At 71.9% G+C, this 25,888-nt stretch carries 19 protein-coding genes; 13 read left to right on the forward strand and 6 right to left on the reverse strand.

The window, feature by feature from the left end; genetic code table 11:
• The first annotated feature begins 171 nt into the window (after positions 1-171).
• The 3 genes from DQ384_RS32330 (at position 172) to DQ384_RS32340 (ending at position 1,607) form a co-directional block, all read left to right on the forward strand.
• The gene (locus tag DQ384_RS32330) at positions 172-1,002 is read left to right on the forward strand and encodes a helix-turn-helix domain-containing protein (protein ID WP_114032669.1); all 831 of its coding nucleotides are present in this window, start codon (positions 172-174) and stop codon (positions 1,000-1,002) included.
• Complete coding sequence (locus DQ384_RS32335) at positions 993-1,220, forward strand: DUF397 domain-containing protein (protein ID WP_114032670.1); 228 nt, start codon at positions 993-995, stop codon at positions 1,218-1,220. Before DQ384_RS32330 ends, DQ384_RS32335 begins: the two co-directional genes overlap by 10 nt.
• 138 nt (positions 1,221-1,358) lie before the next feature.
• The gene (locus tag DQ384_RS32340; RefSeq protein WP_114032720.1) at positions 1,359-1,607 is read left to right on the forward strand and encodes a hypothetical protein; all 249 of its coding nucleotides are present in this window, start codon (positions 1,359-1,361) and stop codon (positions 1,605-1,607) included.
• Positions 1,608-1,973: 366 nt separating this feature from the next.
• On the opposite strand, the gene DQ384_RS32345 is transcribed toward DQ384_RS32340, so the two are convergent.
• On the reverse strand, positions 1,974-2,852 hold the full coding sequence (locus DQ384_RS32345) for a DoxX family protein (RefSeq protein WP_181871542.1): 879 nt from the start codon (positions 2,850-2,852) through the stop codon (positions 1,974-1,976).
• A 463-nt stretch (positions 2,853-3,315) separates the two neighbouring features.
• Between DQ384_RS32345 and DQ384_RS32350 the strand changes: the two genes are divergently transcribed.
• The 6 genes from DQ384_RS32350 (at position 3,316) to DQ384_RS32375 (ending at position 13,595) form a co-directional block, all read left to right on the forward strand.
• Complete coding sequence (locus DQ384_RS32350) at positions 3,316-5,121, forward strand: CHAT domain-containing protein (protein ID WP_147268969.1); 1,806 nt, start codon at positions 3,316-3,318, stop codon at positions 5,119-5,121.
• Between the two features lie 132 nt (positions 5,122-5,253).
• On the forward strand, positions 5,254-7,602 hold the full coding sequence (locus tag DQ384_RS32355; protein WP_114032673.1) for an AAA family ATPase: 2,349 nt from the start codon (positions 5,254-5,256) through the stop codon (positions 7,600-7,602).
• 205 nt (positions 7,603-7,807) lie between these two features.
• Positions 7,808-8,791: an ABC transporter permease gene (locus DQ384_RS32360; RefSeq protein ID WP_114032674.1), complete on the forward strand. Its 984-nt coding sequence runs from the start codon at positions 7,808-7,810 to the stop codon at positions 8,789-8,791.
• Positions 8,792-8,794: 3 nt separating this feature from the next.
• On the forward strand, positions 8,795-9,703 hold the full coding sequence (locus tag DQ384_RS32365; RefSeq protein ID WP_114032721.1) for an ABC transporter permease: 909 nt from the start codon (positions 8,795-8,797) through the stop codon (positions 9,701-9,703).
• Positions 9,700-11,781, forward strand: a complete 2,082-nt coding sequence (locus DQ384_RS32370; RefSeq protein ID WP_114032675.1) for a dipeptide ABC transporter ATP-binding protein — start codon at positions 9,700-9,702, stop codon at positions 11,779-11,781. The genes DQ384_RS32365 and DQ384_RS32370 overlap by 4 nt, the downstream gene beginning before the upstream one ends.
• A gap of 47 nt (positions 11,782-11,828) precedes the next feature.
• On the forward strand, positions 11,829-13,595 hold the full coding sequence (locus DQ384_RS32375; protein ID WP_245966934.1) for an ABC transporter family substrate-binding protein: 1,767 nt from the start codon (positions 11,829-11,831) through the stop codon (positions 13,593-13,595).
• A 24-nt stretch (positions 13,596-13,619) separates the two neighbouring features.
• Here DQ384_RS32375 and DQ384_RS32380 read toward each other — a convergent pair whose 3' ends face one another.
• Positions 13,620-15,215 (reverse strand): hypothetical protein, encoded by a 1,596-nt coding sequence (locus DQ384_RS32380; protein ID WP_114032676.1) that lies wholly within the window; start codon positions 15,213-15,215, stop codon positions 13,620-13,622.
• 195 nt (positions 15,216-15,410) lie between these two features.
• Entirely contained in the window at positions 15,411-15,698 is a 288-nt protein-coding gene (locus DQ384_RS32385) for a hypothetical protein (RefSeq protein WP_245966935.1), read from the reverse strand.
• Between the two features lie 497 nt (positions 15,699-16,195).
• On the opposite strand from DQ384_RS32385, the gene DQ384_RS32390 reads away from it, so the two are divergent.
• The 3 genes from DQ384_RS32390 to DQ384_RS32400 all read left to right on the forward strand — a co-directional run bounded on the left by DQ384_RS32390 (position 16,196) and on the right by DQ384_RS32400 (position 21,371).
• Positions 16,196-18,292: a SpoIIE family protein phosphatase gene (locus DQ384_RS32390; RefSeq protein ID WP_114032724.1), complete on the forward strand. Its 2,097-nt coding sequence runs from the start codon at positions 16,196-16,198 to the stop codon at positions 18,290-18,292.
• Positions 18,293-18,527: 235 nt separating this feature from the next.
• The gene (locus DQ384_RS32395; RefSeq protein WP_220183254.1) at positions 18,528-20,243 is read left to right on the forward strand and encodes an RNA polymerase sigma factor; all 1,716 of its coding nucleotides are present in this window, start codon (positions 18,528-18,530) and stop codon (positions 20,241-20,243) included.
• A 156-nt stretch (positions 20,244-20,399) separates the two neighbouring features.
• Positions 20,400-21,371: a hypothetical protein gene (locus tag DQ384_RS32400; protein ID WP_114032678.1), complete on the forward strand. Its 972-nt coding sequence runs from the start codon at positions 20,400-20,402 to the stop codon at positions 21,369-21,371.
• Between the two features lie 6 nt (positions 21,372-21,377).
• Here the strand turns inward: DQ384_RS32400 and yaaA are convergent, their stop codons facing one another.
• The 3 genes from yaaA to DQ384_RS32415 all read right to left on the reverse strand — a co-directional run bounded on the left by yaaA (position 21,378) and on the right by DQ384_RS32415 (position 23,543).
• Complete coding sequence (yaaA, locus tag DQ384_RS32405) at positions 21,378-22,145, reverse strand: peroxide stress protein YaaA (RefSeq protein ID WP_114032679.1); 768 nt, start codon at positions 22,143-22,145, stop codon at positions 21,378-21,380.
• Between the two features lie 166 nt (positions 22,146-22,311).
• Positions 22,312-23,070, reverse strand: a complete 759-nt coding sequence (locus DQ384_RS32410) for a GNAT family N-acetyltransferase (RefSeq protein ID WP_114032680.1) — start codon at positions 23,068-23,070, stop codon at positions 22,312-22,314.
• Positions 23,071-23,315: 245 nt separating this feature from the next.
• Entirely contained in the window at positions 23,316-23,543 is a 228-nt protein-coding gene (locus DQ384_RS32415; protein ID WP_114032681.1) for a DUF7455 domain-containing protein, read from the reverse strand.
• A gap of 244 nt (positions 23,544-23,787) precedes the next feature.
• Here DQ384_RS32415 and DQ384_RS32420 point away from each other — a divergent pair, with 244 nt between their 5' ends.
• Positions 23,788-25,860 carry a DNA gyrase/topoisomerase IV subunit B gene (locus tag DQ384_RS32420; protein ID WP_114032682.1) on the forward strand — a complete coding sequence of 691 codons (2,073 nt, stop codon included), beginning with the start codon at positions 23,788-23,790 and terminating at the stop codon, positions 25,858-25,860.
• Positions 25,861-25,888: the final 28 nt, after the last annotated feature.

The raw sequence follows: 25,888 nt of genomic DNA on the forward strand, positions 1-25,888 counted from the left end.
CATTAACGGCTCGCGGGGGGGCGCGCCCGATCATCGTGATTTCCCTCCCGGCACGCCGAGTCTTACCATTACGCTTGGTGTTCCATTGACTACAGGGTGACTTTGGAATGACCTCGGCGTCGTTCTGGCATCGATGAGTCAGGTCTGGCCAGGTGTGTGCGAGGGAGCCTCATGACCAGAATGATCGACATCGACCCGGCGGAGTCGCCGCGCGCTCGTTTCGCCTACGAGCTGCGCCGGCATCGGCTCGCGGCCAGGCTCACGCAGAAACAGCTCGCCAGGAAGATCGGCTTCTCCACCAGCGCCGTCGCGATGGTCGAGACCTCGAAGTTCCGTCCCTCCGAGCGTTTCGCCGAGCTGTGCGACGAGGTCTTCGGCCTGGACGGCGTGGTCACGCGGCTGTACGCCGAGGTCTGGCCGCCGCCGCCCCCCGTCCCGGCCCACTTCCGCGAGTGGGCGATCGAGGAGCAGCGGGCGACGGCGTTACGGTTCTGGGCGCCGATGCTCGTCCCCGGCATGGTGCAGACCGAGGCGTACGCGCGGCGGGTGCTGGCGCGCCTGCCCGGGGTGCTTGAGGAGGAGGTCGAGCAGCGCCTGGCCGCGCGCCTGCGCCGCCAGGCCGTTCTGTCGCGCGACGACGCGCCTGTGGTGACCGCGCTGATCGACGAGGGGGTGCTCCACCGCCCCGTCGGCGGCCCCGCCGTCATGCGCGAGCAACTCGGGCATCTGCTGGCGATGACGCGCCATCCGAAGGTCACCATCCAGATCGTCCCCTACGGCGCCGAGGCGCTGTCGGGGCTGAACGGCGCCTACGCCATCGCCGAGATGCGCGGCAACCCTTACGTCGTGCGGGTCGAGTCGCAGCCCTCGGGGCGCACCGTCTCCGACAGAAGCATGATCGCCGACCTGGTCAACGGCTACGACGCCATCCGCGCCGACGCCTACCCCCAGCACCTGTCCATCTCGATGATCGAAGAAGTGGTGAGGCAGAAGTGGACCTGAGCGGCGCGCGGTGGCGGAAGTCCAGCCGGTCGGGCAGCGACGGGGGCGAGTGTGTCGAGGTGGCCCTCGTCCTGTCCGGCAGCGTCGCCGTGCGCGACTCCAAGAACCTCCGCCGCCCGGCCCTGGTCTTCAGCCCCGACGCGTGGAAAGCCTTCGTCCGGGTCGTGAAGCTCGGCGGTCTGCCCGTCCTGCCCCGTCCTCGAAGCCACCGCACGTAGGGGGACGGCGACCCGCGCGCCCGGTTCACCCAAAATCTGGTTTCTAGATCACCAATTGTGCGTACGGAGTTCGCCGACTCGGAGTCATTCGGGGTGTATCGCGGGTAACTCGCTAGAGACGAGTAAGAGGTGGGGATCATGGCGAAGTGCGAAGTATGCGGCAACGACTATGACATGAGCTTCGAGGTCCACACCAAGGGCGGTGTGCACACTTACGACAGCTTCGAGTGCGCCATCCAGGGCATGGCTCCGACGTGTGAGAACTGCGGCGTCCGCATCGTCGGTCATGGCGTGGAGGCGAGCGGCCACTGGTACTGCTGCGCCCACTGCGCGCGCAAGCAGGGTGTCTCCGAACTGGTCGACCGGGTGGGCGCGGCGACCTTCTGACCTCGCGCCTGACGCTGCACCGAACCCTGCACCGAACCCTGCATCGAACGCTGCGCCGGCGCCCGTGCCGACTTCGCGGCGCTCTCGGCGCGGCGCCGTCCCGGGTTCCAGTCCGGCGAAATTATGGTCATGCCGCTTGCCTTATGGGTGGTGTTGCGGACATTGTTAGGGATGCCGGTCCGGCGGGTGAGGTCAGGTCACCCGCCGGGCCGGTTTCGCGTGGTGCCCCAAGCCCGGTCCGCCGCCCCTCGCCCCCTCCCGCGGTCCGCCGACCGCGCCGTGGCCGTCTGCCCCGGCTTCGAGGTGGACGCGAGAAACGTCGGCGCGGTCGCGCGCGGGTGACCCGGTGAGGTCCGGGGATGCGCGCTATTCGGTGTCGGACGGCCCTGGCTTGCGGCCACCGGCGACGAGACGGTCGCCCCTGGTCGTGGGCGTGGACGGTGCGTCCGCCGGCGGCTCGGGCACCGCGTCCCGCGGGGTGTCGGCGGGCTTGGACGGACGGCGGGTCCTGGGCGGCTTGCGTGGCGCGGTGACCTCGGCGGAGTCGGCCGGGGTGGCGGGGGGCGCCGAGTCGACCGGCCTGGCTGTGCCTCCGGTCGTGCCTCCCGTGCCTCCGGCTCCGGTCGTATCGCCGGCGGCCGTGGTGTCGCCGACCTTGTCCTTGACCTTGGGGAACGTCACCGGGCCCGCCCCCGGGGCCTTCGTGCCCGTGCCGGGGGAGGCGGCGTCCTCCGTGCGGGCGCCGGTGCCGGTCGTGGCGGGACGGTCAGGCTCGCGCCAGGAGGAGATGACGTCGTCCGCCTCCGCGTCGGCGGCCATCTCGTCGGCGGCCTCGGCCTCGCGCCGCCGGATGACGACGAGGTGGTCGATGGACAGGCGCCCGGCGCCGACGACCGCCAGCAGCACCGAGGCCGCTCCGAGCGCGACGATCAGGTTGATGTCCCCGCCGGTCAGCGGCAGGCCGGTGTCCCCGCTGACGAGGACAAACACCGCGAGCGCCTCGGCGAACAGGACCAGCCCGCACGCCGGGACGGCGAGCCCCGCGACCAGCAGCGCCCCGCCGAGGAGCTCGATGAGCATGGTGGAGGCGGCCCAGACGCCGGGTCCGGGAGCGCCCATCTTCGCGAACTGATCGCTCGTCGCGGTCAGCCCGAACTCGAGCTTGTGCCAGCCGTTGGCGAAGAAGATCCCGCCGACGCCCAGCCGGGCGGCCAGCGAAGCGAGATCCTGCAGGGCTCGTCTCACGGTAGCCATTCTGTAGGGGTCTGTCCGTGTTGCACAGCCACTTGCCCCGTATGCCTCCCCTCATGCCTGGAGGAGCCCTTCTTCCCGTACGGAGAGGGCACGGGGGCGTCACTCGGAGGAGACGCTCGCGGGGCGGCGCGGAGGACCGCCGGGACACCAGCGTCGCGGCGGTCGGCGATCGTTCAGCGGGTTGCCGTAACGGGCCCATTCGATGATCTTGGCGTGTCGGCCCGGACGGGGAGCGGACGCGGCCGCGCACCCGGTCTCAAGAGGCTCCTGGGAACCCTGTTCAACCTGGGGCGATCCAGACCTCTCTAGAGAGCTATAGGTATATGTCCGGCATCTAGGCAATCGGTGATCCGCAACAGACCATGACGGCGTGGGGAACACCAGTGAGTCCGATCCCTCTCCGGTGCCATCCCCGCGAGACCGCTCCGATCCCCGGGCATGGTGTGTGGTGGCCGTGGCAAGGCTGGCACGCGACCAGCCGGAGGGGGCACTGGAGGCCGCCGGCGAGGCGGTCGAACGTGATCCCGACGGCGAATGGGGACATCGGCTGATGAGTCTCGCCCTAGAACGCCTCGGCCGCGACTCCGAGGCGGTCGTCGCGGCTCAGGACGCCGTCCGGCTCGCACCCGGCTCCTGGGCCGCGCGGCTAAGGCTCGGCTCGGCCCTGCGCCGGCTCCCCGGCCGGTGGAGGGACGCGTGGGCACAGGCCCAGAAGGCCGTACGCTTCGCGCCCGAGCAGCCCGACCCGCACGTCCTCATCGGCGACCTCGCCCTGGTCCGCGGCGACCACGACCAGGCCGCCGCCGCCTACCGCGCCGCGCTGCGGCGCGACGACGACCACCCCGGCGCGCGGATCAACCTCGGCCTCACCTTCCTGCGCTGGGACCGTCCCCGCGACCACCACGACCCGACCTGGGAGGTCGACCCGCGCGAGACCGGCCGTGCCCGCCGCGCCCTGGAACTGTGGGCGCGCCAGGTGCGCCCCCTGCTCGCGATCGCCCTCGCCGTCGTGGCCGTCCTGTCCTTCTGGTACGGCCTGCGGACGGAGGCGCGCGTCGCCGGCGCGGCCGTGCTCGTCCTCGCCGCGGCGGTCACCGTGCGGCAGGCCAGGAAGATCACGGTGTGGCGGTACGTGGCGGGCATGCTCGCCCGCGATCTGTGGCTGGCGGTGGCCGTGTCGGTCACCCTGCTGGCGACGGCCGCCTACGTCGCGGCGCTGGCCACCCTGCCGGCCTGGTCGCTCGCCGGCGAGGTCGTCCCGCTCGTCTCCGCCGCCTCACCCCTGGTGCGCTGGGACGACGTCCTCGGCGCCTTCTGGGCCGGGCTCTTCGGCCTGGTCCTGTTCAACGGGGTGGCCGTGCTGCTGTTCCGCGGGCTCGCCGAGGCCTGGCGGGGCAGGCCCGTGCGGGCGCTCGCCGAGTTCACGGCGGTCCCGCCCGAGCGGGTCGGCCTGCGCGACACCGGCGTCACCCTGTGGATCGTCGCCGCGCGCCTGTGGTTCCTCGTCGCCGCCCTCGCCGTCGTCCCGCCCGCGCTCGGCGAGCGGCGGGCCGCCCTGGCGGGGGTGCTCGTCCCCGTCGCGATGCTCTACGTGTGGAGGCGGGGCGGGCTGCGGACGCGGCTGCGCGCGGTCCTCGGCGCGGACTGGCCGCTGGCGACCGCCATGGCGTTCCTGCTGCTGGCCTCGGTCGCCCTCGTGGTGGCGGGTGGCGCGCCGACCCTGGGCGCGCACCCGGTGGCCGGCGAGCGGGCCTGGTGGTCGGTGGCGATCGCGCTGCTGGTCGTGATCCTCGCCGTCGCGGTGCGCTCCGCGCGTGCCTGGTGGCGGGGGTCCGCCGGACCATGGCGCGCCTCGCTGATCCCGTGCGAGGGCTGTGGCCCCCGTCTGCCGGGCGAGGTCAGCCCGTCGGTGGGTCTCAGCCCCGAGGTGCGGCGCGCGTTCACCTATTCCCGCGGGGTCGTGCTGTCCTACGCCGACGCCGCGGGGCCGCGCACCCTCGCCGTCGGCGCCGTGACCTCGGTCAGCGCGTCCGGCGACCTGCGCCTGATCGCCGCGGAGGAGGCCTGGGCCGCGGCGGAGCGCGACCCCCGGGTGGCCGTGTTCGTCGCCGACCCCCTCGAACGGAGGTTCTGGGCCGAGATACGCGGCATCGCCCTCGCCGACCCCGCCGAGGACGTGCTGCGCGTGACCCCCAAGCACGTCCTGGTCGGCGAGTACCCCGGCCGCCACGAGGCCCGCGCCGCCCCCCGCCGATCCTGACCGCCTCACCCGCCTCCCGGTCCGCCGCCGCTCGCGCGCATGGTCGCGCGGCGCGCGGTAAAGGGCACAACGCCCGGGACGCGCGCCGAAGGCCCCGGTGCGGTATAACCGGGAGGCGACCGGGGAGGCAAAATGCGGGACTCCGACAGGGCCCGGCCGGCGGGGCGCGCCGCGGCCCGTGACGCGTTCGAGCGCGTCCGAATACGTTACTTCCAGCTCTCCCGTGGGACGAGACGGGCGATCTTCGCTGCCGTCCTCATCGGCGCCGCCGTCCTGACGGTCCTCCTCGGCTGGTCGTTCCCGACGTTCGTCACCGTTCTCTTACTCCTGGGCTACGCCGAACTGACCCTGCGCTTTCCCCGCGCCGCCGCGACCGTCCTCGTCGTGGTGGCGTGGTCGTGTGTGATGGTCGTGATGGGCGGCTACGTGCAGCCGAACTCCGCGCTGCCCACGCTGTTCATCCTTCTCGGCGTGCTGACCGGCGGGCTCGCCCACCTGATCCGGTGGGTCACGCCGTGGGTGACCACCCTGGCCGCCCTCGGCGCCGCCGCCATGGTGACCTTCGCCGTGGCCACGTTCTCGCCCCGGATCGCGCTGTGGGCGGCGTACGGCGTGGCGGGGGCCGTGCTGGCGTACCGGCTGGTGCAGGCGAACCAGGTGCGCCGCCGGGCCGCCGCCGCGCAGGCGCAGGCCCCCGCGCAGGTCAGGCAGCGCGCGCGCGACGGCGCCCCCGAGCGCGCCGGCGCGTCCGAGGCCGTCACGCCGCCGCCCATCTCCGTCGAGGAGGCTCTCGGCGAGCTGGAGAGCATGATCGGGCTGGAGCCGGTCAAAGAGCAGGTGCGCTCGATCGCCGCGTCCATCGAGGCGTCCCGGCTGCGCGCCGAGGCGGGCTACTCCACCGAGCAGCCGATGCGCCACTTCGTCTTCGTGGGGCCGCCCGGCACCGGCAAGACCTCCGTCGCCCGCACGGTCGCCAAGATCTTCTACGCCTTCGGCCTGCTGGAGACCCCGTACGTCGTGGAGGCGCAGCGCGCTGACCTGGTCGGCGAGTTCCTCGGCGCCACGGCCATCAAGACCAACGAGCTGATCGACCAGGCCCTCGGCGGCGTGCTGTTCGTCGACGAGGCGTACGGCCTGATCAACTCCGGGGACGGCCAGCCGGACCGCTTCGGCGCCGAGGCCGTGCAGACCCTGCTCAAGCGCGCCGAGGACGACCGCGACCGGCTCGTCATCATCCTGGCCGGCTACGAGAAGGAGATGGCGGGCTTCCTGTCCTCCAACCCCGGCCTGTCGTCCCGCTTCTCGACCCGGATCAAGTTCCCGACGTACTCGCCGCCCGAGCTGCTGCGCATCGTCCAGCTCCTGACCGTCCGGCGCGGCGAGCGGCTGTCGCCGGACGCCCCCGGCGTCCTGCTCGGCCTGTTCGAGGACGTCCACCGGCGCGGGCTCATCGACGAGCTCGGCAACGCCCGCTTCGCGCGCAGCCTCATCGAGGCGGCGGCGCAGGCCAGGGACGTGCGCGTGGTGGGCGCGGGCGGCGCGCCGAGCCGTGAGGACCTGGTCACCACCACCACGGCGGACCTGACCAAGGCGTTCAACGAGATCACCGCGCGGTTCCGCGGCTACCAGGCCACCCCGAGCCTGGAGGAGGCCCTGGCCGACCTCGACCGCATGGCCGGGCTGGAGCCGGTCAAACGCCAGGTCCGCGCCATCGCGGCCCAGCTCCGCATCGCGCGGATGCGCCAGGAGCAGGGCCTGCCCGCGCCGCCGCAGATGCGGCACTTCGTCTTCGTGGGCCCGCCCGGCACGGGCAAGACCACCGTGGCCCGGGTGATCGGCCGCGTCTTCGCCGCGCTCGGCCTGCTCTCGCGGCCCGACGTGGTCGAAGCGTCCCGCGCCGACCTGGTCGGCCAGCACCTCGGCGCGACCGCGATCAAGACCAACGAGCTGGTCGACCGCGCGCTCGGCGGGGTGCTGTTCGTCGACGAGGCCTACAGCCTGGTCAACAGCGGTTACCAGGGCGGGGACGCCTTCGGCACCGAGGCCGTCCAGACGCTGCTCAAGCGCGCCGAGGACGACCGCGACCGGCTGGTCATCATCCTCGCCGGGTACGCCTCCGAGATGGAGCGCTTCCTCGCCACCAACCCCGGCCTCGCCAGCCGGTTCAACCAGCGCGTGACGTTCCCGTCCTACAGTCCCGCCGAGCTGACCGAGATCGCGGGCCTGCTGGCCGGGGGCGCCGGAGACCGCTTCGACGCCTCCGCCGAGCGCGACCTCGCCGACGTGTTCGCGTGGGTCTGCGCCGAGGGCCTGATCGACGAGCTGGGCAACGGCCGCTTCGCGCGGTCGCTGTTCGAGCGTGCGGCGCTCGGGCGCGATGTCCGCCTGGCCGGTCGCGGCGGGAACGCCAGCGCCGAGGAGCTGACCACGATCACCAGCGCCGACGTGCGCGCCGCCGTGGACGAGCTGGCCGACCGCTAGGAGCCGCCGCTTCCCCCTGGATCGCTTTCCGGATCCGCTCCGGCGGGTCGTCCTCGACGCGGTCTGAGCCGACACCCGGCCCGGTTGACCACATTCCTGTCACCGCACGGTTACGAGATGTAGCAGGATGGGCACACAGGGTCGCGAGGTGCGGCCCTGACGGTTGCGAATCCGGACAGACTCGGTGATCGGCGGAAGGGGGGCGATGGCAGGTTTCCTGCTCCGCCGGTTGGTCAACTACGCGGTGCTGATCGCCGTCGCCACGAGCCTGGCCTACATCCTGGCCGCCCTAGCCCTGGACCCGCGTTCCAACTACGAAGGGCGCAGCCCCCGCCCGCCGGCCGCGGTGATCGACGCCCAGTTGTCGCTGTACAACCTCAACGACCACACGCCGCTGATCCAGCGCTACCTCCGGTGGGCCGGGGACGTCGCGCGCGGCGACCTCGGCAGGACGTGGAACGGGGACCGCGTGGACGCCGAGCTGCGTCGGCGCCTCGGGGTCACGGCGCGGCTCATCTTGCTCGGGCTCGTCATCGGCGGCGTGGCGGGGGTGCTGATCGGCGCGCTGGCGGCCGTGCGGCAGTACGGCTGGTTCGACCGGCTGTCCACCGTCACCGCGTTCCTCGTGCTCGCCATCCCCACCGTCGTGCTGGCCAACATGCTGATCATCGCCGCCGTCTGGCTGAACGACCATCTCGGCGTCCAGGTCTTCCTGGTCAGCGGCGAGGAGACCCCGGGTCTGGAGGGCGGGGTCGGCGCGGACGTGCTCGACCGCGTCAAGCACCTCGCCCTGCCCACCCTCTCGCTCGCGGTCGGGCAGATCGCCGTCTACAGCCGCTACCAGCGCAACATGATGCTCGACGTGATGGACGCCGACTTCGTCCGCACCGCGATGGCCAAAGGGCTGCGCCGGCGCACCGCCCTGGTCAAGCACGCGCTGCGCACCGCGCTGATCCCCGCGGTCACCTATTTCGCGTTCACGTTCGGCTCGCTGCTGGTGGGCGCCACGATCACCGAGTCGGTCTTCGGCTGGCACGGCATGGGGGAGGAGCTCGTCGCCTCGATCCGCTCCAACGACGTCAACATGGTCGCGGCGATCAGCTGCTTCGCCGCGCTCGCCGTGCTGACCGCGTCGCTGGCCTCCGACGTGCTCCAGGCCGTCCTCGATCCGAGGGTCAGGGTGGGCTAGATGATGACGCTCCCGGAGGAGGAGTTCGCCGAGGTCGCGGCCGACGTCGGGCACGGCCGCGTCCCGTCGAGGACGCGCGTCGTGGCCGGGCGGTTCTTCGCCACCGGCCAGGGACGCCTCGGCTTCGCGCTGCTGGCGCTGATGTTCCTGCTGGCGTTCGCCGGGCCGCTGCTCTACCCGTGGTCCTACACCGAGATGGACTTCTCGGCGTTCATGCAGCCGCCCTCGCCCGCCCACTGGTTCGGCACGCTGCAGACCGGTTCGGACGTGTTCGCCGTCACCATGCGCGGCGCGCAGAAGTCGCTGATCGTCGGCCTGCTGGTGGCGGTGGTGTCCACCGGCGTCGCGGCGGCCGTCGGCTCGGTCGCCGGCTACTTCCTCGGCTGGACGGACCGCACGCTCATGTGGGTGGCGGACCTGCTGCTGGTCCTTCCCGCGTTCCTGATCCTCGCGATCATGTCGCCGCTGCTTGCCGGCGGCCGGTGGCTGCTGTTCGTGATCATGCTGGCGCTGTTCCTGTGGATGGTCACTTCCAAGATCGTCCGGGGTATGACCAAGGCCATCAAGGAACGCGAGTACGTGAAGGCGGCGCGGTTCATGGGCGTGCCGCCCGCGAAGATCATCTACCGGCACGTCATCCCCAACCTCGCCTCGCTGCTGGTCGTGGACGCCACGCTGAACGTCAGCGCGGCCATCCTCACCGAGACGACGCTGTCGTACTTCGGGTTCGGCATCCAACCGCCCGACGTCTCGCTCGGCGGCCTGATCGCCGACGGCTCCCGGACGGCCCTCTACGCGCCCTGGACGTTCTGGTTCGCGGCCGGCGGGCTGGTCGTCACCATCCTCGCGGTCAACCTCGTCGGCGACTCCCTGCGGGACGCGCTCGACCCCGGCGGCAGGGGGAGCGCATGACGACGGGCACGGCGACGGGCACGGCGACGGGTACGGCGCCCGTGCTGGAGGTCCGCGACCTGGAGGTCCGCTTCGGCGACGTCCCGGTGGTGCGCGGGGTGGGCTACACCGTCGAGCCGGGCGAGGTGCTCGGCGTCGTCGGGGAGTCCGGAGCGGGCAAGTCGGTCGCCTCGCTGGCCGTCATGGGCCTGCTGCCGAGGCACGCCAAGGTCAGCGGCTCGGTCCTGCTGCACGGCAGAGAGCTGCTCGGCGCGCCCGAGAAGGAACTCGCCGCCGTCCGGGGCGACACGATGTCCATGATCTTCCAGGACCCGCTGTCGGCGCTGACGCCGGTCTACCGGGTGGGCGACCAGCTCGCGGAGGCCGTGCGCGTCCACCAGCGGGTGAGCAGGGAGCGCGCGGCCGAGCGCGCGGTCGAGCTGCTCGACCTGGTCGGCATCCCGAACCCGCGGCAGCGGGCCAGGGCCTTCCCGCACGAGTTCTCCGGGGGCATGCGGCAGCGCGCGATGATCGCCATGGCCATCGCCAACGACCCCGACGTCATCATCTGCGACGAGCCGACCACCGCCCTCGACGTCACGATCCAAGCCCAGGTCCTGGAAGTGCTGAAGAGCGCCCGGCGCGAGACCGGAGCGGCCATCGTCCTGATCACCCATGACCTCGGCGTCGTGGCCGGGATCGCCGACCGCGTGCTGGTGATGTACGCCGGGCGCGGGGTCGAGGCGGGCACCGTGCGCGACGTCTACCACCGCTCGCGCATGCCTTACACCATCGGCCTGCTCGGCTCGGTGCCCCGCCTGGACGCGGGCCGGGACGTCCCTCTCGTCCCCATCGACGGCAGCCCCCCCTCGGCCGCCGCGCTGCCGCCGGGCTGTCCCTTCGAGCCTCGCTGCCCCATGGCGATCCCCGCGTGCGCCCGGGCCGAGCCTCCGCTGGCCGAGGTGGCCCCCGGTCACAGCGCCGCCTGCGTCCGCTCCGGCGAGATCGGCGAGCCGCGGCCCGTCCCGCCCGAGGACGTCCCCACCGCCGCGGCCGGTGCCTACCCCGGTGTGCCCCCACCGCGTCCCCGTGAGGGGCGCGCCGTGGTCCTGGAGGTGGACGGGCTGGTCAAGCACCACCCGCTGACGAAGGGCGCGGTGTTCCGGCGCCGCGTCGGCACCGTGCACGCCGTCGACGGCGTCTCCTTCGACATCCGCGAGGGCGAGACGCTCGGCCTGGTGGGGGAGTCCGGCTGCGGGAAGACCACCGCGCTCATGGAGATCCTGGAGCTCGCCCGGCCCGAGCGGGGCCGGGTCGTGGTGTTCGGGCGCGACACCGCCGCGCTCACCCCGCACGACCGCCTCGCCGTGCGCCGCCACCTCCAGGTCGTTTTCCAGGACCCCCTGGCCTCGCTCGACCCCCGCATGACCGTTCACGACATCGTCGGCGAGCCCCTGGTCACCCACGGCTACACCGACACCGGCCCCCGGGTGCGCCGCCTGCTCAGGCTCGTCGGGCTCGAACCCGCCCACGCCGCCCGCTACCCGCAGGACTTCTCGGGCGGCCAGCGCCAGCGCATCGCCGTCGCGCGGGCGCTCGCCCTGGAGCCCAAGCTGATCGTCCTGGACGAGCCGGTGTCCGCGCTCGACGTGTCGATCCAGGCCGGGGTGATCAACCTGCTCGCCGGCCTCGCCGACCGGCTCGGGCTGTCCTACCTCTTCGTGGCCCACGACCTCGCCGTCGTCCGCCACATCGCCCACCGCGTGGCCGTCATGTACCTCGGCAGGATCGCCGAGATCGGCGGGGCCGACCAGGTGTACGGGGCGCCGATGCACCCGTACACGCAGGCCCTGCTGTCGGCCGTGCCGATCCCCGACCCCGACAAGGAGCGGCGCCGCCGCCGCATCCTGCTCGACGGCGACCTCCCGAGCCCCGCCGACCCCCCTTCCGGCTGCCGGTTCCGCACCCGGTGCCCGAAGTTCAAGGTCCTCACGGACGCGCAGCGCGTTCGCTGCGTCGAGGAGGAGCCGGCCGTACGCCCGCTGGAGGGCGACCACGGAGCCTCCTGCCACTACGCGGAGAAGCTCGGCGTCGTCTAGCGGCGGCGCGAGCGAGACCTACCGATCGGCCCATTCTGGAGGAGAACGTGGAACAAGCCCCGAAGCCCCGCACGGGCGGCCCTTCGCCGGCGGGCCGCCGCGGGCGCGTCCGGACGGTGGGCGTGCCCGTCGCGCTCGCCCTGCTCACGGCCGCCGCGCCGCCGGCACTCTCGGGCTGCGGGGGCAAGGGCGCCGGAGGCGCGGCCCCCGCCCGCGTGCCCGCGGTCATCAAGGCCTTCGACATCAACCCGGCGCCGCGCGAGCGGGTCCGGGACGGGGGCACGCTGCGCTGGGGCATCACCGAGTCGCCCACCCAGTGGAACCTCAACCACGTGGACGGCAACCTCGCCGAGGTCAAGAAGGTCATCGACGCCCTGATGCCCGCCGCCTTCCGCTCCGACGAGAAGGCCACCCCGGTGCCGAACACCGACTACGTCCTGGACGCCCGGGTGATCGCCACCAACCCGCGCCAGGTGGTGGCCTACCGCCTCAACCCCAAGGCCAGGTGGTCGGACGGCAGGCCGATCACCTGGCAGGACTACCAGGCGCAGTGGAAGGCCCTGAGCGGCCGCAACCTGGATTTCCACGTCGCGGCGACGACCGGCTACCAGGACATCGGGAGGGTGGAGCGCGGCAGGGACGACCACGAGGTGCTGGTGACCTTCGACAACCCGTTCAGCGAGTGGCAGGCGCTGTTCTGGCCGCTGTACCCCAAGTCGACCAACGCGACGCCCGACGCGTTCAACACCGGCTGGCTGAACCGCGTCCCGGTGACCGCAGGGCCGTTCAGGTTCGGCGGGTTCGACCCCACCGCCAAGACGATCACCATCGTCCGCGACGACCACTGGTGGGGCCCGAGGGCCAAGCTGGACAAGATCATATACCGGTCGCTGGCCACGGACGCGCTGGTCGGGGCGTTCACCAACGGCGAGCTCGACGTGTTCGACGTCGGCCCTTCCGCTCCCGACTACGCCCGGGCCAGGAACGCCAGGGGCGCGGTCATCCGGCAGGCCGCCGGCCCGGACTTCCGGCACTTCACCTTCAACGGCGAGAGCCCGGCCCTCGCCGACCCCCGGGTGCGGCAGGCGATCGCCCTCGGTCTCGACCGCTCGGCGATCACCCGGTCCGACCTGCAGGGGCTGGGCTGGGACGGCGCCCTGCTCAACAACCACTTCTACATGAACACCCAGGAGGGCTACCGGGACAACGCCGGCGAGCTCGGCAAGTACGACCCGGCCAAGGCCGAGCGCATGCTGGACGCCGCCGGCTGGCACCGGGCCAGCCCGACCCGCGTCAAGGCCGGCAGGGAGCTCGGCGTGCGGTTCGTGATCCCGTCCGGGCTGCCGCTCAGCAAGGGGGAGGCCGAGCTGACCCAGGCCATGCTCGGCAAGATCGGCGTCAAGGTGACGATCCAGTCCGTCCCGAGCGACGACTTCTTCGCCAAGTACATCATCCCCGGCAACTTCGACATCGCGCCGTTCTCCTACATCGGCACGCCGTTCCCGATCTCCAGCAGCTACGGCACCTACGCCGACGCCACCAAGGGCCCGGGCGGCAAGGTCCAGTGGAACGCCAACTTCGGCAGGTCCGGCTCCGCCGAGATCGACCTGGCGATGCGGCGGGCGTCCTCCGACCTCAACCCCGAACGGGCGCGGGGCGACGCCAACGAGGCCGACCGGCTGATCTGGCAGAAGGTCAACGTGCTGCCGCTGTACCAGCGGCCGCAGAACTGGGGGGTCAACTCCGCGCTGGCCAACATCGGCGCCCCGGGCTTCTACACGCTGAAATACGCCGACATCGGCTTCCTGCGCTGACCTCCAGGCCTCCGGGCGGCGCGGCTAGGGCGCGGGCGGAGGCTCGTCCGGGATGTCGGCGATGTCGTCCAGCGCGGCGGCCAGCTCGTCGGGGTGGTCGCCGATGCGCTCGGCGATCTCCATCAGCACGTGCAGGACGTCGTGGCGGTCGTGGCCGAGGTCGAGCAGCCGCTGCGCGGCCTCCCACATCTGCTCGGGATCGCCGTTCCACAGGCGGGTCGCGATCTCCTCGTGCCAGGCCAGATGCTCGGCGAAGTCCGGCCGGTCGCGCTCGGCGGCGTGGTCGATCTCCAGCAGGACGCGCCGGTCGGCGTCCTCGGCCGGGCGCAGGGACGACAGGTCGACCTCGCCGCGCGTGCCGTCCAGGAACGGGAAGGCGAACGCGCGCCGCGGCAGGGCCGAGAGATCGCCGTCGGGGAGCAGTCTGCGCACGAGGGAGCGGTCCAGACCGAACGTCGTCGGATCGCGGTAGGCCTCGGTGAAGCGGCCCATCGCCTCGTAGACGGCGTCCAGCGTCGCCCGGAGCCCCTCGTCGGGCAGCCCCGTCCTCGGGGCCGCGAAGCGCACCCAGGACAGCAGGACGTGCGGCATGGCGTCCTGCTCGGCGGGGTCGAGGAGGACCTTGCGCGGCAGCCAGTCCAGCAGGAACGTCTCGCACTTGGTCGGGCTGACCCGGAGCGGCCGGTTGAAGTCCTGGTCGCAGCCGTAGTCGATGATGTGGTCGGCGCACCGCGAGGCCGCCGAGGGGTCCGACAGGTGCTCGGCGGCGTCGGAGGCCAGGAACTCGGCCGCCAGCATCGCCCGCCGGTCGCGGCTGTACGGGGCCTCGCTGAACAGCGGGGCGGGACGCTTGCGGCCCGGCGGCAGCGCCTTGATGCGGGCCCTGGCGAAGGCGTGGTAGGCGCTGTAGCTGTCGCTGACGACGTTGGTCGACCTGCGGCGGCCCAGGGTCTCGGCCGTGGCCTTCATCGCGAACTCCAGCAGGGCCCGCGCCTGCTGGGGCTCCAGCTCCTCGAAGCGCAGCATCGGATTGCCCGCCGCCTCGATGCCGGCCTTCTCCAGCAGCGTGTCCACCTGGGAGGAGACCCAGGCGTCCCGGGCCATGCCGCGCATGTTGTAGTCGACGATCACCACCAGGGCGTGCGGATCCTCGGCCGGGCCCTGCGGCCCCGCGTCGCCCTTGGGTTCCTGCGCGCCCTCGGCCGCGGCCTCCACGGCCGCCGGAGCGGTGCGCGGGACGCCGCGGTAGGCGAAGGTGCACACCACGGTGTCCTGGTCGCCGTAGGCGTCCCTGGAGACGTAACAGCCCTGCGGCTTGACCGCCCCGACGCGCTCGGCCCAGCGCGGCCGGGCGACGTCCGACTCCATGAGCGCCAGCGCGGCGCCCTCGGCCTTGGCGGCCTGCCGGGCGGTGCCCAGATAGGCCACCGCGACCAGCAGCGTGAGCGCGGCGGGCGTCCCCGCCTTGGCGGCGTAGTCGACGAGGCCCTCGCCGAGGAACTCCTCGACGTCGCCGCGGCGCAGCCGCCGGCCCCACCAGGCGCCCAGCATGTCGGAGACCATCAGCTCGGCGTCCAGCGGGCTGCGGACGGCCAGCAGCTCACGCGCCGCCACCAGCATCTCGGCGAAGACGTCGTCCGGCGGCGGGGTCCCCCTGGGGTCTCGGCGTCGTCGGCGGCTCACGCCCCTTACCTTCTCGCATTCCGGGCCCAAAGGATGCACGGAACGCCGTGTGGTGACCCCGCTGTTACCCGAAGGCCCCGGTTACGGCACGCCGGGGCGCACGGGAGTGTCACCTCGGGGTCTGGATGGATGTCACCCGCGCGGGGCGACGAGCGGCGCCGAGCCCGCGACGGCCAGCAGACGCTCGCGGGCGATGCGCTCGACGACGGCCGTGGTGACGTCCACGCCGAGGTGGGCGGCGCACGCCCACACGTCCTCCACGCACCGGTCCACCGTCTCGGCGGGGACGGTGACGAACTCGTGGGACAGGCGTTCGCTGACGTGCCCCGGCGGCCCGGCCGCCCGGGACCGGATCTCGCGCGGTCCGGTCGGTCGCGATTCGGCGGTGGGTCCGGTCTGGCGCGTTGCAAGAGCAGGCATGGGCGGTTTCGCATCCTCCGGTGAGCCGGGGGGCATCCATCCCCCGGACCAGGCCTCTGAGGGAGCGTGCGTACTCATTCCATCCTGTATCACGCAGCTGTCAACCCCTTGCGCCGTAAGGGTTACCCGGCACATCCGGCACCACAGACCCCCTCATCGTGGGAAGCTGGTGCCCAGCGCGTCCGGACCGCGGGCGAGCCCGTGCCGCCCGGCACGGAAACGGTACCGTTCGCTCGACGACGGCGGGGACGGCGGGAAGGTGACGGCTTGATCGAGCTGGTGGTCTCCCGGCGCGCGACGTGCCGGGGGTCGAGAAAGTGGGCCGATCTCGCTGCACACCGCGGCGCGTTTTTGACAGGATGCGTTGACCGCATCGCGGCCGGGGCTTCCGTCCGCGCGTGCCCATCACCGATGATGTAGTGCAGTTCTGCGCTACCAATCACAGTTATGGAGATGTGCCTCGTGGGAGACCCTGGCACGCGACGGAGGTGCCGACCATGAGCGCCGAAACCTCCGTGCCCCGTCCCCGGGAGTCGGGTGTGGACATCTCAGACCCCGCCCTGTTGGAGGGCCTGCTCGCGGAGGCGCCGTTCGCCTTCGCGTTCTTCGACACGTCCGCCAGGTTCCTGAGGGTCAACCAGAGCTTCGCCGACCTCAGCGGCGTCGCGTTCGACGAGCACGCCGGGCGCACGGCCTCCGAGCTGCTGTCCGCCGATCTCTCCGCACTGGTCGACGGCGCCCTGCGCAGAGTCGTCGACGAGCACCGGGCCGTCGCGGGCGGCGACCAGCGCTATCGCGGCATGTCTCCCGCCGGCGAGCTGCGCCACTGGAGCCTCTCGTTCTACCCCGTCCACGGCGACAAGGGCGCCCTCGCCGGGGTCGCCCTCATCGGCGTGGACGTCACCGAGCGCCAGCGAACCGAGGAGGAACTGCGGCGCAGCGAGGAGCGCTACCGCTCGCTGGTCGAGTCCCAGCAGCAGCTCGTGTGGATCACCTCGCCCAACGGCGCCGTCGTCGAGGACGCCCCGCAGTGGCGCGCCATCACCGGCCAGAGCCTGGAGGAGTACCTCGCCTACGGCTGGCTCGACGCCGTGCATCCCGATGATCGGCCGGCCGCCGACGAGGCGTGGCGCGAGGCCCTGCGCGGGCGCACGATGTTCGAGTGGAGCTACCGCGTCCGCACGCGGGCAAGCGGTTACCGCCACTTCGAGGTGCGCGCCGTCCCGATCACCCGTCTCGGCCGCGTCATCGAGTGGGTCGGCGCCAACAGCGACGTCACCCCGCAGCGCGAGGCCGAAGAGATGCGCGGCCGCCTGACCGACCAGCTCGGCGCCGCCGCCCTGCGCACCGCCCGGCTCCAGGGCGCCACCGCCCAGCTGGCCGAGGCCCTCACGGTCGAGCAGGTAGTCCAGGTCATCATCGACGTCGGCCGCACCGCGCTGGCCGCCGACAGGTCGGCCGTCGCCCTGCTCGACACCGACCGCGCCGCGCTCAAGCTCACCAACAGCGGCGGCCTTCCCGACATGCCGTCCGCCGGCGAGGAGATCCCGCTCTCGCAGACCAGCGTCATGACCATGGCGGTCAACAGCCGCAGGCCGGTGTTCGCCGAGTCTCCCGAGAGCTTGAAGGCCCAGCTCGTCGAGGCCGGCGCCGAGGAGTCGGTGATCGCGGGCTTCCTCGCCCACAGCGACGAGCGCGCCTGGGTCGGCCTTCCGCTGCTGGCGGCGGGGCGGGCGCTCGGCGCGCTGCGGTTCGCCTTCACCCGCCCGTACAAGATCTCCCAGGAGGACGGGGTGTTCCTGGAGGCCCTGGCGGGCCAGTGCGCGCTGGCCGTGGAGCGGGCCACGCTGTTCGAGCGCGAGCACCGCACGGCCGAGACGCTGCAGCGCAGCCTCCTGCCCGACCGCCTGCCGGTGATCCCCGGGCTGGTGCTGGCCCAGCGGTTCCGCTCGGGCAGCAGGCACGTCCAGGTCGGCGGCGACTGGTACGACGCCTTCGTGCTCCAGGACGCCCGGGTGGCGGCCGTGGTCGGCGACGTCATGGGCAAGGGCGTCAAGGCCGCGGCGGGCATGGGCCGCATCCGCAACGCCATGCGGGCCCTGGCGCTCACCAACCCGCCGCCCGCCGCCGTCCTGACCGGTCTTGACAGAGTGTTCGACGCCACCGAGGAGGAAGAGCAGGTCACCACCCTGGCCTACATGGTCGTCGAACCCGGCACCGGCGAGGGCACCCTCGCCCTGGCCGGTCACCCGCCGCCCCTGCTGGTATCGCCGCAGGGTAACGCGGTGCTGTCCGACGGAGAGCCCGGCACGCCGCTGGGCTGGCCCGCCGTCCGCAAGCAGTTCCGGTTCTGCGTCCCGCCGGGGCACACGGCGGTGCTCTACTCCGACGGCCTCGTCGAGAACCGAAAGCGCGGCCTGGACGCCGGGCTGGCGGAGCTTTCGTCGGTCGTCGCCGAGGCACCCCCTGAAGTCCTAGGAAATCCCCATATGTTGCTTGACTTCCTGGTGGACAGGATGCTGGCGGGGTATGAGCAGGACGATGACGTCACGGTGCTCGCCGTCCACGTGCCGGCCGCCACAAAGAGTGACTGAATGAAACAGTCATAAGGGTTGCTTTCGGGTATCGGTGACCCGCTTCCGTACGCACTACTGTTCCGGTCGGCCTAGGGTGGAAGGCAACCGCTGTGAGGCGGCCGTATGGACTGCGGGGTCATGCCACAATGCTGGGCAGGTACGTCGCGGTTCGCACGGCCCACCACGAAAGAAGCAAGCGCCCCTAGCGGGCACCTGGGTCCATTCTCACCATGCGTTCGTTCGAGAGGTGTTCGTGTCGCCTGCAAGTTCGACTCGCTCGAAGCCGTCTGAGCTGAACGAGCCCGTCATTCAGCGGCTCATCGAGCGTGGGCGCTCGCAGGGTTTCCTCGAGTCTGAGGATGTCCGCAAGGCCTTCGAGGAGGCGGACATCCCGATGTCGCACGCCGCTGTGTTCCTGAGGAACCTCAGCAAAGAGGGTGTGACCGTCGTGGTGACCGCTGCGGACTCGGCTGCGCCCAAGAGGTCGCGTGGCCCGGCCAAGCGTCGCACAGCCGCCCCCGTCAAGAAGACCAAGACCGCCACCACCGCGGCGGCCAAGGAGCAGCCCGATACCGTCACGGCCGTGGTGAGCGGTGCCGGGGACGAGGCAGCGGCGCCGGTCGAGAAGCCGGCGGCCAAGAAGCCCGTGGCCAAGAAGGCCGCGCCGGCGAAGAAGGCCGCGCCCGCCCCTGACGCTCCCGCCAAGGTCGCCACCCCTGCCGCCCTCGCCAAGAAGGCCAAGCCGGAGGTCGCCGTGCCCGCGTCGCCCACGTCCAAGATCGAAACAAAGCCCAAGGTCTCATCCGACGACGACGAGGAACTCGACATCGAGGGCGACCTCGAGCTTGAGGACTTCGACCTCGACGTCGAGGTGGAGGCCGACGCCGAGGCCGAGGCCGAGGTGGAGCCCGAGATCGAGGCGGAAGCCGAGGCCGAGACCGAGGTCGAGGTCGAGGAGGAGCCGAAGCCCGGCGTCGAGGTCCAGAGCGACGACGAGGTCCTGATCCTCTCCGATGACGACGACGACGCCCCCGTGGCGCAGGTCGCCGCCGCCGGCGCCACCGCCGACCCGGTGAAGGACTACCTGAAGCAGATCGGCAAGGTCCCCCTGCTCAACGCCGAGCAGGAGGTCGAGCTCGCCAAGCGCATCGAGGCCGGCCTGTTCGCCGAGGAGCAGCTGGCCAACGACGGCGAGCGGCTTCCCGTCGACGTCCGCGCCGAGCTGGAGTGGATCGCCGAGGACGGCCGCCGCGCCAAGAACCACCTGCTGGAGGCCAACCTCCGCCTCGTGGTCTCGCTGGCCAAGCGCTACACCGGCCGCGGCATGCTGTTCCTGGACCTGATCCAGGAGGGCAACCTGGGCCTGATCCGCGCGGTCGAGAAGTTCGACTACACCAAGGGCTACAAGTTCTCGACGTACGCCACGTGGTGGATCCGCCAGGCGATCACTCGTGCCATGGCCGACCAGGCGCGGACGATCCGCATCCCGGTCCACATGGTCGAAGTGATCAACAAGCTGGCCCGCGTGCAGCGGCAGATGCTCCAGGACCTCGGCCGCGAGCCGACGCCGGAGGAGCTCGCGCGCGAGCTCGACATGACCCCCGAGAAGGTCGTCGAGGTCCAGAAGTACGGCCGGGAGCCGATCTCCCTGCACACCCCCCTCGGTGAGGAGGGCGACAGCGAGTTCGGCGACCTCATCGAGGACTCCGAGGCGATCGTCCCCGCCGACGCGGTCAGCTTCACCCTCCTCCAGGAGCAGCTCCACTCCGTTCTCGACACGCTGTCGGAGCGCGAGGCGGGCGTGGTGTCCATGCGGTTCGGCCTCACCGACGGCCAGCCCAAGACCCTGGACGAGATCGGCAAGGTCTACGGCGTGACGCGCGAGCGCATCCGCCAGATCGAGTCCAAGACCATGTCGAAGCTGCGCCACCCGTCGCGTTCCCAGGTCCTGCGCGACTACCTCGACTGACGCGCTGTCTCCGACCCCCGCCGTCCCGCGGCGGGGGTCGTCGCGCGCCACGGCTTCCCGTCCGGCACGGTCGTAAACGTGTGTAATGAGCCGTTTAACGTGAGCGTAACGTCGCGGTAGCCGTATGAGCCTTGACGATGCCTAGGCTCACGCGGCATGGGTGTGATCGAAGTGGATCGGGCGCGTGCTCGGGGGCCACGACTGATCGCAAGCCGTCCCTGGGCGGACACCGTGCTCGACGACGCGGTGAACGCTCTCGGGCGTGGATATCTGGAACCCGCCATTCCCGCGCTGGTGGCCACCCGGGGCGAGCCCGAGGTGCGCGCGCTGCGGGTCGAGGCGCTGAGCAGGGCGGCCGTCGGGCTGTCCGGAGGCATCGAGGCGCTCGTCCGGCGAGATCAGGTCAATCCCGACCTGTGGCTGTGGCTCGGGCGCACCCGCGTCGAGGAGGCGTGGGCGATCAAGCCCGACGTGCGCGCCCGGGCCGTCCAGGCCGACCGCGTGCGCATGTTCCACCAGGCCATGGAGTCGGCGCGCGAGCCTCTGTCCGCCGCGGCGCGGCTCAGCCCCGCCGATCCGGTGCCCTGGACGTCCATGCTCTGGCTCGCCCTCGGCCTGGATCGGCCCAGGGACGAGAAGGACTCCCTCTGGCAGGAGGCCTCGCGCCGCCACCGCACGTTGTACGCCACGCACTACGCCCGGCTCGTCACGCTGTCCCCCGGCTGGGGCGGTACGAGTCAGGAGATGTTCGACTTCGCCCGCAGGGCCGGCGCGCAGGCCGTCGGCGGCGACCCCCTGTCCGTGCTGCTTCCGCTGGCGTACTTCGAGCACATCGCGGGGGAGGGCTCGGCGCGCTCGCGCGTGTGGTTCTCCTACGACGTGCAACGGGAGATCACCGCGGCGGCGGGGCGCTGGCACGGCGAGCGCGGACGCCCGCACCCGAGGGCCGTCGAGGCGCACAACGCGTTCGGCGCGGCGTTCTACCTGGCCGACATGCGGCGGCCGGCCCGAGGGCACCTGGCCCGCACCTACGGCCGGTTCAGCACCACGCCGTGGTCCTATCTGGGAGATCCCGGCAGGGAATACCACAAGGCGTGCTCGCGGCTGAATGTGATCACGAACGGGTAACCGTCGTCACGGCCGGACGACGATGTCCACCGTCCACGGCCTGCCGTCGCGGGGCGCCGGGCCGAGCTCGGCGACATGCCCGAGATCGGCCAGCAGCGCGGCCAGCCGCTTCGGCGTTCGGGGGTTCTCCCCGGACTCCAGCAGCGACCGCGCGACGGCGCCGCGGGTCGCCTTGGCCATGTGGCTCACCACCGTGCGGACCCCGTCGGCCTCCCGCAGCACCCGCACCGTCACCGCCCGCGAGCCTGGCTGCCACGCCTGCGCGTACGTCGAGGACCGCAGGTCGACGATCACGCCCGTGGCCTCGGCCGGGAGCACCTCGGTGAGGGACTGCCGCCAGTGGGCCGCCAGCCCGCCGAGGGGCGGCAGCCGTACGCCCATGGACAGGCGATACGGCGGAATCCGGTCGGAGAGCCTCAGCGCCCCCCACAGCCCCGAGAACACGATCACCGAACGCTGGGCCCTGCGGCGCGCGGCGGTGCTCAGCGACGGCAGGCCCAGGTTGTCGTACAGCACGCCGGTGTAGAGGCGGCTCGCGGGCAGCGTGGGCGCCGTGCGCAGGACGCGGTCCCTCTCCAACTCACCCGCCTGCCCCGCCGTCAGCCCCAGCACCGCCAGGGCGTCCGCCTCGGGCCCGTGGACCAGGGTCGCCAGCGCGTCCAGGGCCTTCTCCCGCGCGGACGTGAGCGCCGGGAAACTCAGCCGCCCAAGATCCAGCGCCGGCCCGGCCCCCTCAACGGCCTTCCCCTCGGACGGCGGCAACAGAATCAACACGGGACCGAGCTTATTGCGCTTCAACCGGCGCGCCCTCACGCCTGGGTGGTTCGTCGGTTTCGAGGCGCGCGGTGTGGCGCTGGGGTGGGAAGGGCCGTGTTCGGGGGCGGCCTTCACATCCAGGGGGCACCCAGGGGCGCAGAGCCGTCGCGACCCCTGAGGCGGCTCAGCGGACGCGGTAGTGGTAGCCGCCGGTAGGGGTGAAGCCGTGCCGGGTGTACAGGGCGATCGCCGGCGCGTTGGAGGCGATCACGACCAAGTACGCGCGTACGGCTCCGCGTGCGCGGCCGTCCGCCGTCAGGGTGCGTAGGACCGCTCCGGCGAGCCCCCGCCGCCGGGCCTCCGGCAGCGTGGCCATGCAGTAGATGCCCAGCGTGTCCCCCTGGAGGACGGAACGGCCCACCGCGAGCGCCCTGCCGCCCTGCCGGACGTCCGCGTACGTGGCGGGGACGCCGCGCAGGATGCGGGTGGCGCAGGGCAGTCCCTCCCCGTCGTAGCGTCCGTCCACCGCCCACCAGGCGGCGAGCCACTCCGGCGACGGCTCCTCGTACAGACCCACCCGCGCGGGGGCGGTCTCCTCGGAGTCCTCGGCCAGGGGGCCGTCCAGGGACGCGGTCAAGTAGGTCGTGCGGTCGACCACGCGGTATCCGCGCGCCTCCAGACGCTCGTCCAGGGACGCGGGCGCGCCAGGCCCCATGGAGAACACACACGGTAGCCCGCGCTCGGCGTAGAACCGCTCAGCGGCGTCGATCGCCTGGTCGACGTCCTCGGGCTCCCCGAGCGGGAGGACGGAATTGGCGCGTTTGGTCACACCATCGGCGTGACGGAGAACCCATCCGCCGAGCTTCTCCTGATACGGAGCAGGCCAGGCCAGATGGACAAGAAGATCGAAATCCAGACTTCCCGAACTCACCCGCGGAAGCATAGCCACCCAGGTGGGGGGAGCTTCTCGGGGAGGAAGGCTGAGGACGAGCCCTTCCGGGTGTGGGCGGAGGCACGCCGGCGCGAGGGCGTCCTCAGCCGCGCGACCGGAGGTCGCGCCACAGGCGCGGTCGCGCGATGAACACAGCAGACCTCGGGCGGTGCCAGCAAGGGGGCGCCGTCCGGGGCCGCCGCGTCGCTATATGAGGTTGTCGCTCGGTTATCGGGGTCAGAGTGGTGGGCGGGTGCTCACCGCTCGGTGGGGTTCGAGGTCGGGGTCTCACTGAGGCGGGCCGACTCGTCCTGGATGTCGGCGCCCTTCTCGCGGAGGGCCGAGATGTGCCGACGCCCGTGGTGGGCGCAGAACAGCAGCTCCCCGCCCATGGGGAGGGACGCGCGGATGTACGCCTGAGCGCCGCACCGGTCGCAACGGTCCACGGCGGCAAGCGGCTTGGTGGGGGCGAGAGCTCCAGTCACGTATCGCCTTTCGGGTCACCCCACTGACGTGGGGATTTGGCGTCAGTCACTTGGCTCAACATCTAACCCGATGCGGACGTTCCCAATCGCCTTCCGGATACGCCGAGAGCAGAATGTGTCGTTAGGTGAGGGCAATGGAGCTCCGGCTGCCGCGGAACCGCCTGATGGTGGCACTCTAGGCACGGAGGAACATCAAGAAGACGGTAGGCTACGCACACATGTTCGATGCTCGGTGGGAGTGGGAGTGACCGCAGTCAGCACGGAGACGGGATACACCGCCCGTCACCTGTCGGTGCTGGAGGGCCTTGAGGCCGTCCGTAAGCGCCCCGGAATGTACATCGGGTCCACTGACAGCCGCGGCCTCATGCACTGCCTCTGGGAGATCGTGGACAACGCCGTCGACGAGGCCCTGGCCGGCTTCTGCCGGCGCATCGAGGTCGAGCTGTTCCCGGACGGCTCCATCGAGGTCCGCGACGACGGGCGGGGCATCCCGGTCGACATCGAGCCCAAGAGCGGCCTCGCCGGCGTGGAGCTCGTCTACACCAAGCTCCACGCGGGCGGCAAGTTCGGCGGCGGGTCCTACGGCGCCTCCGGCGGCCTGCACGGCGTCGGCGCCTCGGTGGTCAACGCCCTGTCGGCCCGGCTGGACGTCGAGGTCGACCGCGACGGGCGCGTCCACGAGATCAGCTTCCGCCGGGGCGTCCCCGGCATCTTCGACGGCGACGGGCCGACGGCCAAGTTCAAGAAGAAGTCCGGCCTGCGCGACGGCGGCGCCCTGCGCACCCGGGCCACCGGCACGCGCGTCCGCTGGTGGCTCGACAAGCAGATCTTCCTGCCCGACGCCGAGGTCTCGCTGGACGAGCTGCACGTCCGCGCCCGGCAGACCGCGTTCCTGGTCCCGGGCCTGACGATCGCGGTTCGTGACAGCCGCCTGGAGCAGGTCGTCGAGGACGAGTTCCGCTTCGAGGGCGGCATCTCGGAGTTCACCGAGTTCCTGTCCCGCGACGAGGCCGTCTGCGACGTCATGCGCCTGCAGGGCTCGGGCCACTTCCACGAGACCGTCCCGGTGCTGGACGAGCAGGGCCACATGACCTCCACGGAGGTCGAGCGCGAGCTCACGGTGGACGTCGCGGTCCGCTGGGGCAAGGGCTACGAGACCACCGTCCGCTCGTTCGTGAACGTGATCGCCACCCCCAAGGGCGGCACCCACATCAGCGGCTTCGAGCGCGCCCTGGCCCGCACGATCAACGAGCAGCTGCGCGAGACGCGCCTGCTCAAGAACGGCGACGACCCGGTGACCAAGGAGGACATCCTCGAGGGCCTCACCGCCGTGGTCACCGTGCGGGTGCCCGAGCCGCAGTTCGAGGGCCAGACCAAGGAGGTCCTCGGCACCTCGGCGGCCGCCCGCATCGTCGCGCACGTCGTGTCCCGCGAGCTCAAGCAGCTGTTCGCGAGCACCAAGCGCGCCCACAAGCTCCAGCTCCGCGCCGTCCTTGAGAAGATCGTCGCGGCGGCCAAGGCCCGCATCGCGGCCCGTGAGCACCGCGACAACCAGCGCCGCAAGAGCGCCCTGGAGAACTCCGCCCTGCCCGCCAAGCTCGTCGACTGCCGCAGCGACGACGTCGACCGCAGCGAGCTGTTCATCGTCGAGGGCGACTCGGCGCTCGGCACGGCCCGCGCGGCGCGCGACTCGGAGTTCCAGGCCCTGCTGCCGATCCGCGGCAAGATCCTCAACGTGCAGAAGGCCTCCGTGGCCGACATGCTGAAGAACGCCGAGTGCGCCGCGATCATCCAGGTGATCGGCGCCGGCTCGGGCCGCGGCTTCGACCTGGACGCCGCGCGGTACGGCAAGGTCATCCTGATGGCCGACGCCGACGTCGACGGCGCGCACATCCGCTGCCTGCTGCTCACGCTGTTCCACCGCTACATGCGGCCGATGATCGAGGCGGGGCGTGTGTTCGCCGCGGTCCCGCCGCTGCACCGCATCGAGGTCACCAATCCGGGGCGCGGCAAGGACAAGTACATCTACACCTACTCCGACGCCGAGCTGCTCAAGGTCCTTCGTGACCTTGAGCGCAGGGGCAAGCGCTGGAAGGACCCGATCCAGCGCTACAAGGGCCTCGGTGAGATGGACGCCGACCAGCTCGCCGAGACCACGATGGAGCCGCGTCACCGCACGCTGCGGCGCGTCCGCATCGAGGACGCCGAGACGGCCGAGCAGATCTTCGCGCTGCTGATGGGCAGCGACGTCGCCCCGCGCCGCGAGTTCATCGTCGGCAGCGCGGCGGAGGTCGACCGCGACGCGATCGACGCCTGACGGGCCCCGGACGCGGTCGCGTCCGGGC

It is taken from the genome of Sphaerisporangium album, from assembly GCF_003323745.1.
GTDB classification, from domain to species: domain Bacteria; phylum Actinomycetota; class Actinomycetes; order Streptosporangiales; family Streptosporangiaceae; genus Sphaerisporangium; species Sphaerisporangium album.

Coding starts and splice junctions, on each gene's coding strand:
- DQ384_RS32330 (WP_114032669.1), top strand. CDS start 172: ATGACCAGAATGATCGACATCGACCCGGCGGAGTCGCCGCGCGCTCGT.
- DQ384_RS32340 (WP_114032720.1), top strand. CDS start 1,359: ATGGCGAAGTGCGAAGTATGCGGCAACGACTATGACATGAGCTTCGAG.
- DQ384_RS32355 (WP_114032673.1), top strand. CDS start 5,254: ATGCGGGACTCCGACAGGGCCCGGCCGGCGGGGCGCGCCGCGGCCCGT.
- DQ384_RS32360 (WP_114032674.1), top strand. CDS start 7,808: ATGGCAGGTTTCCTGCTCCGCCGGTTGGTCAACTACGCGGTGCTGATC.
- DQ384_RS32365 (WP_114032721.1), top strand. CDS start 8,795: ATGACGCTCCCGGAGGAGGAGTTCGCCGAGGTCGCGGCCGACGTCGGG.
- DQ384_RS32370 (WP_114032675.1), top strand. CDS start 9,700: ATGACGACGGGCACGGCGACGGGCACGGCGACGGGTACGGCGCCCGTG.
- DQ384_RS32380 (WP_114032676.1), bottom strand. CDS start 15,215: ATGCTGGTGGCGGCGCGTGAGCTGCTGGCCGTCCGCAGCCCGCTGGAC.
- DQ384_RS32385 (WP_245966935.1), bottom strand. CDS start 15,698: ATGCCTGCTCTTGCAACGCGCCAGACCGGACCCACCGCCGAATCGCGA.
- DQ384_RS32390 (WP_114032724.1), top strand. CDS start 16,196: ATGAGCGCCGAAACCTCCGTGCCCCGTCCCCGGGAGTCGGGTGTGGAC.
- DQ384_RS32400 (WP_114032678.1), top strand. CDS start 20,400: ATGGGTGTGATCGAAGTGGATCGGGCGCGTGCTCGGGGGCCACGACTG.
- DQ384_RS32410 (WP_114032680.1), bottom strand. CDS start 23,070: ATGCTTCCGCGGGTGAGTTCGGGAAGTCTGGATTTCGATCTTCTTGTC.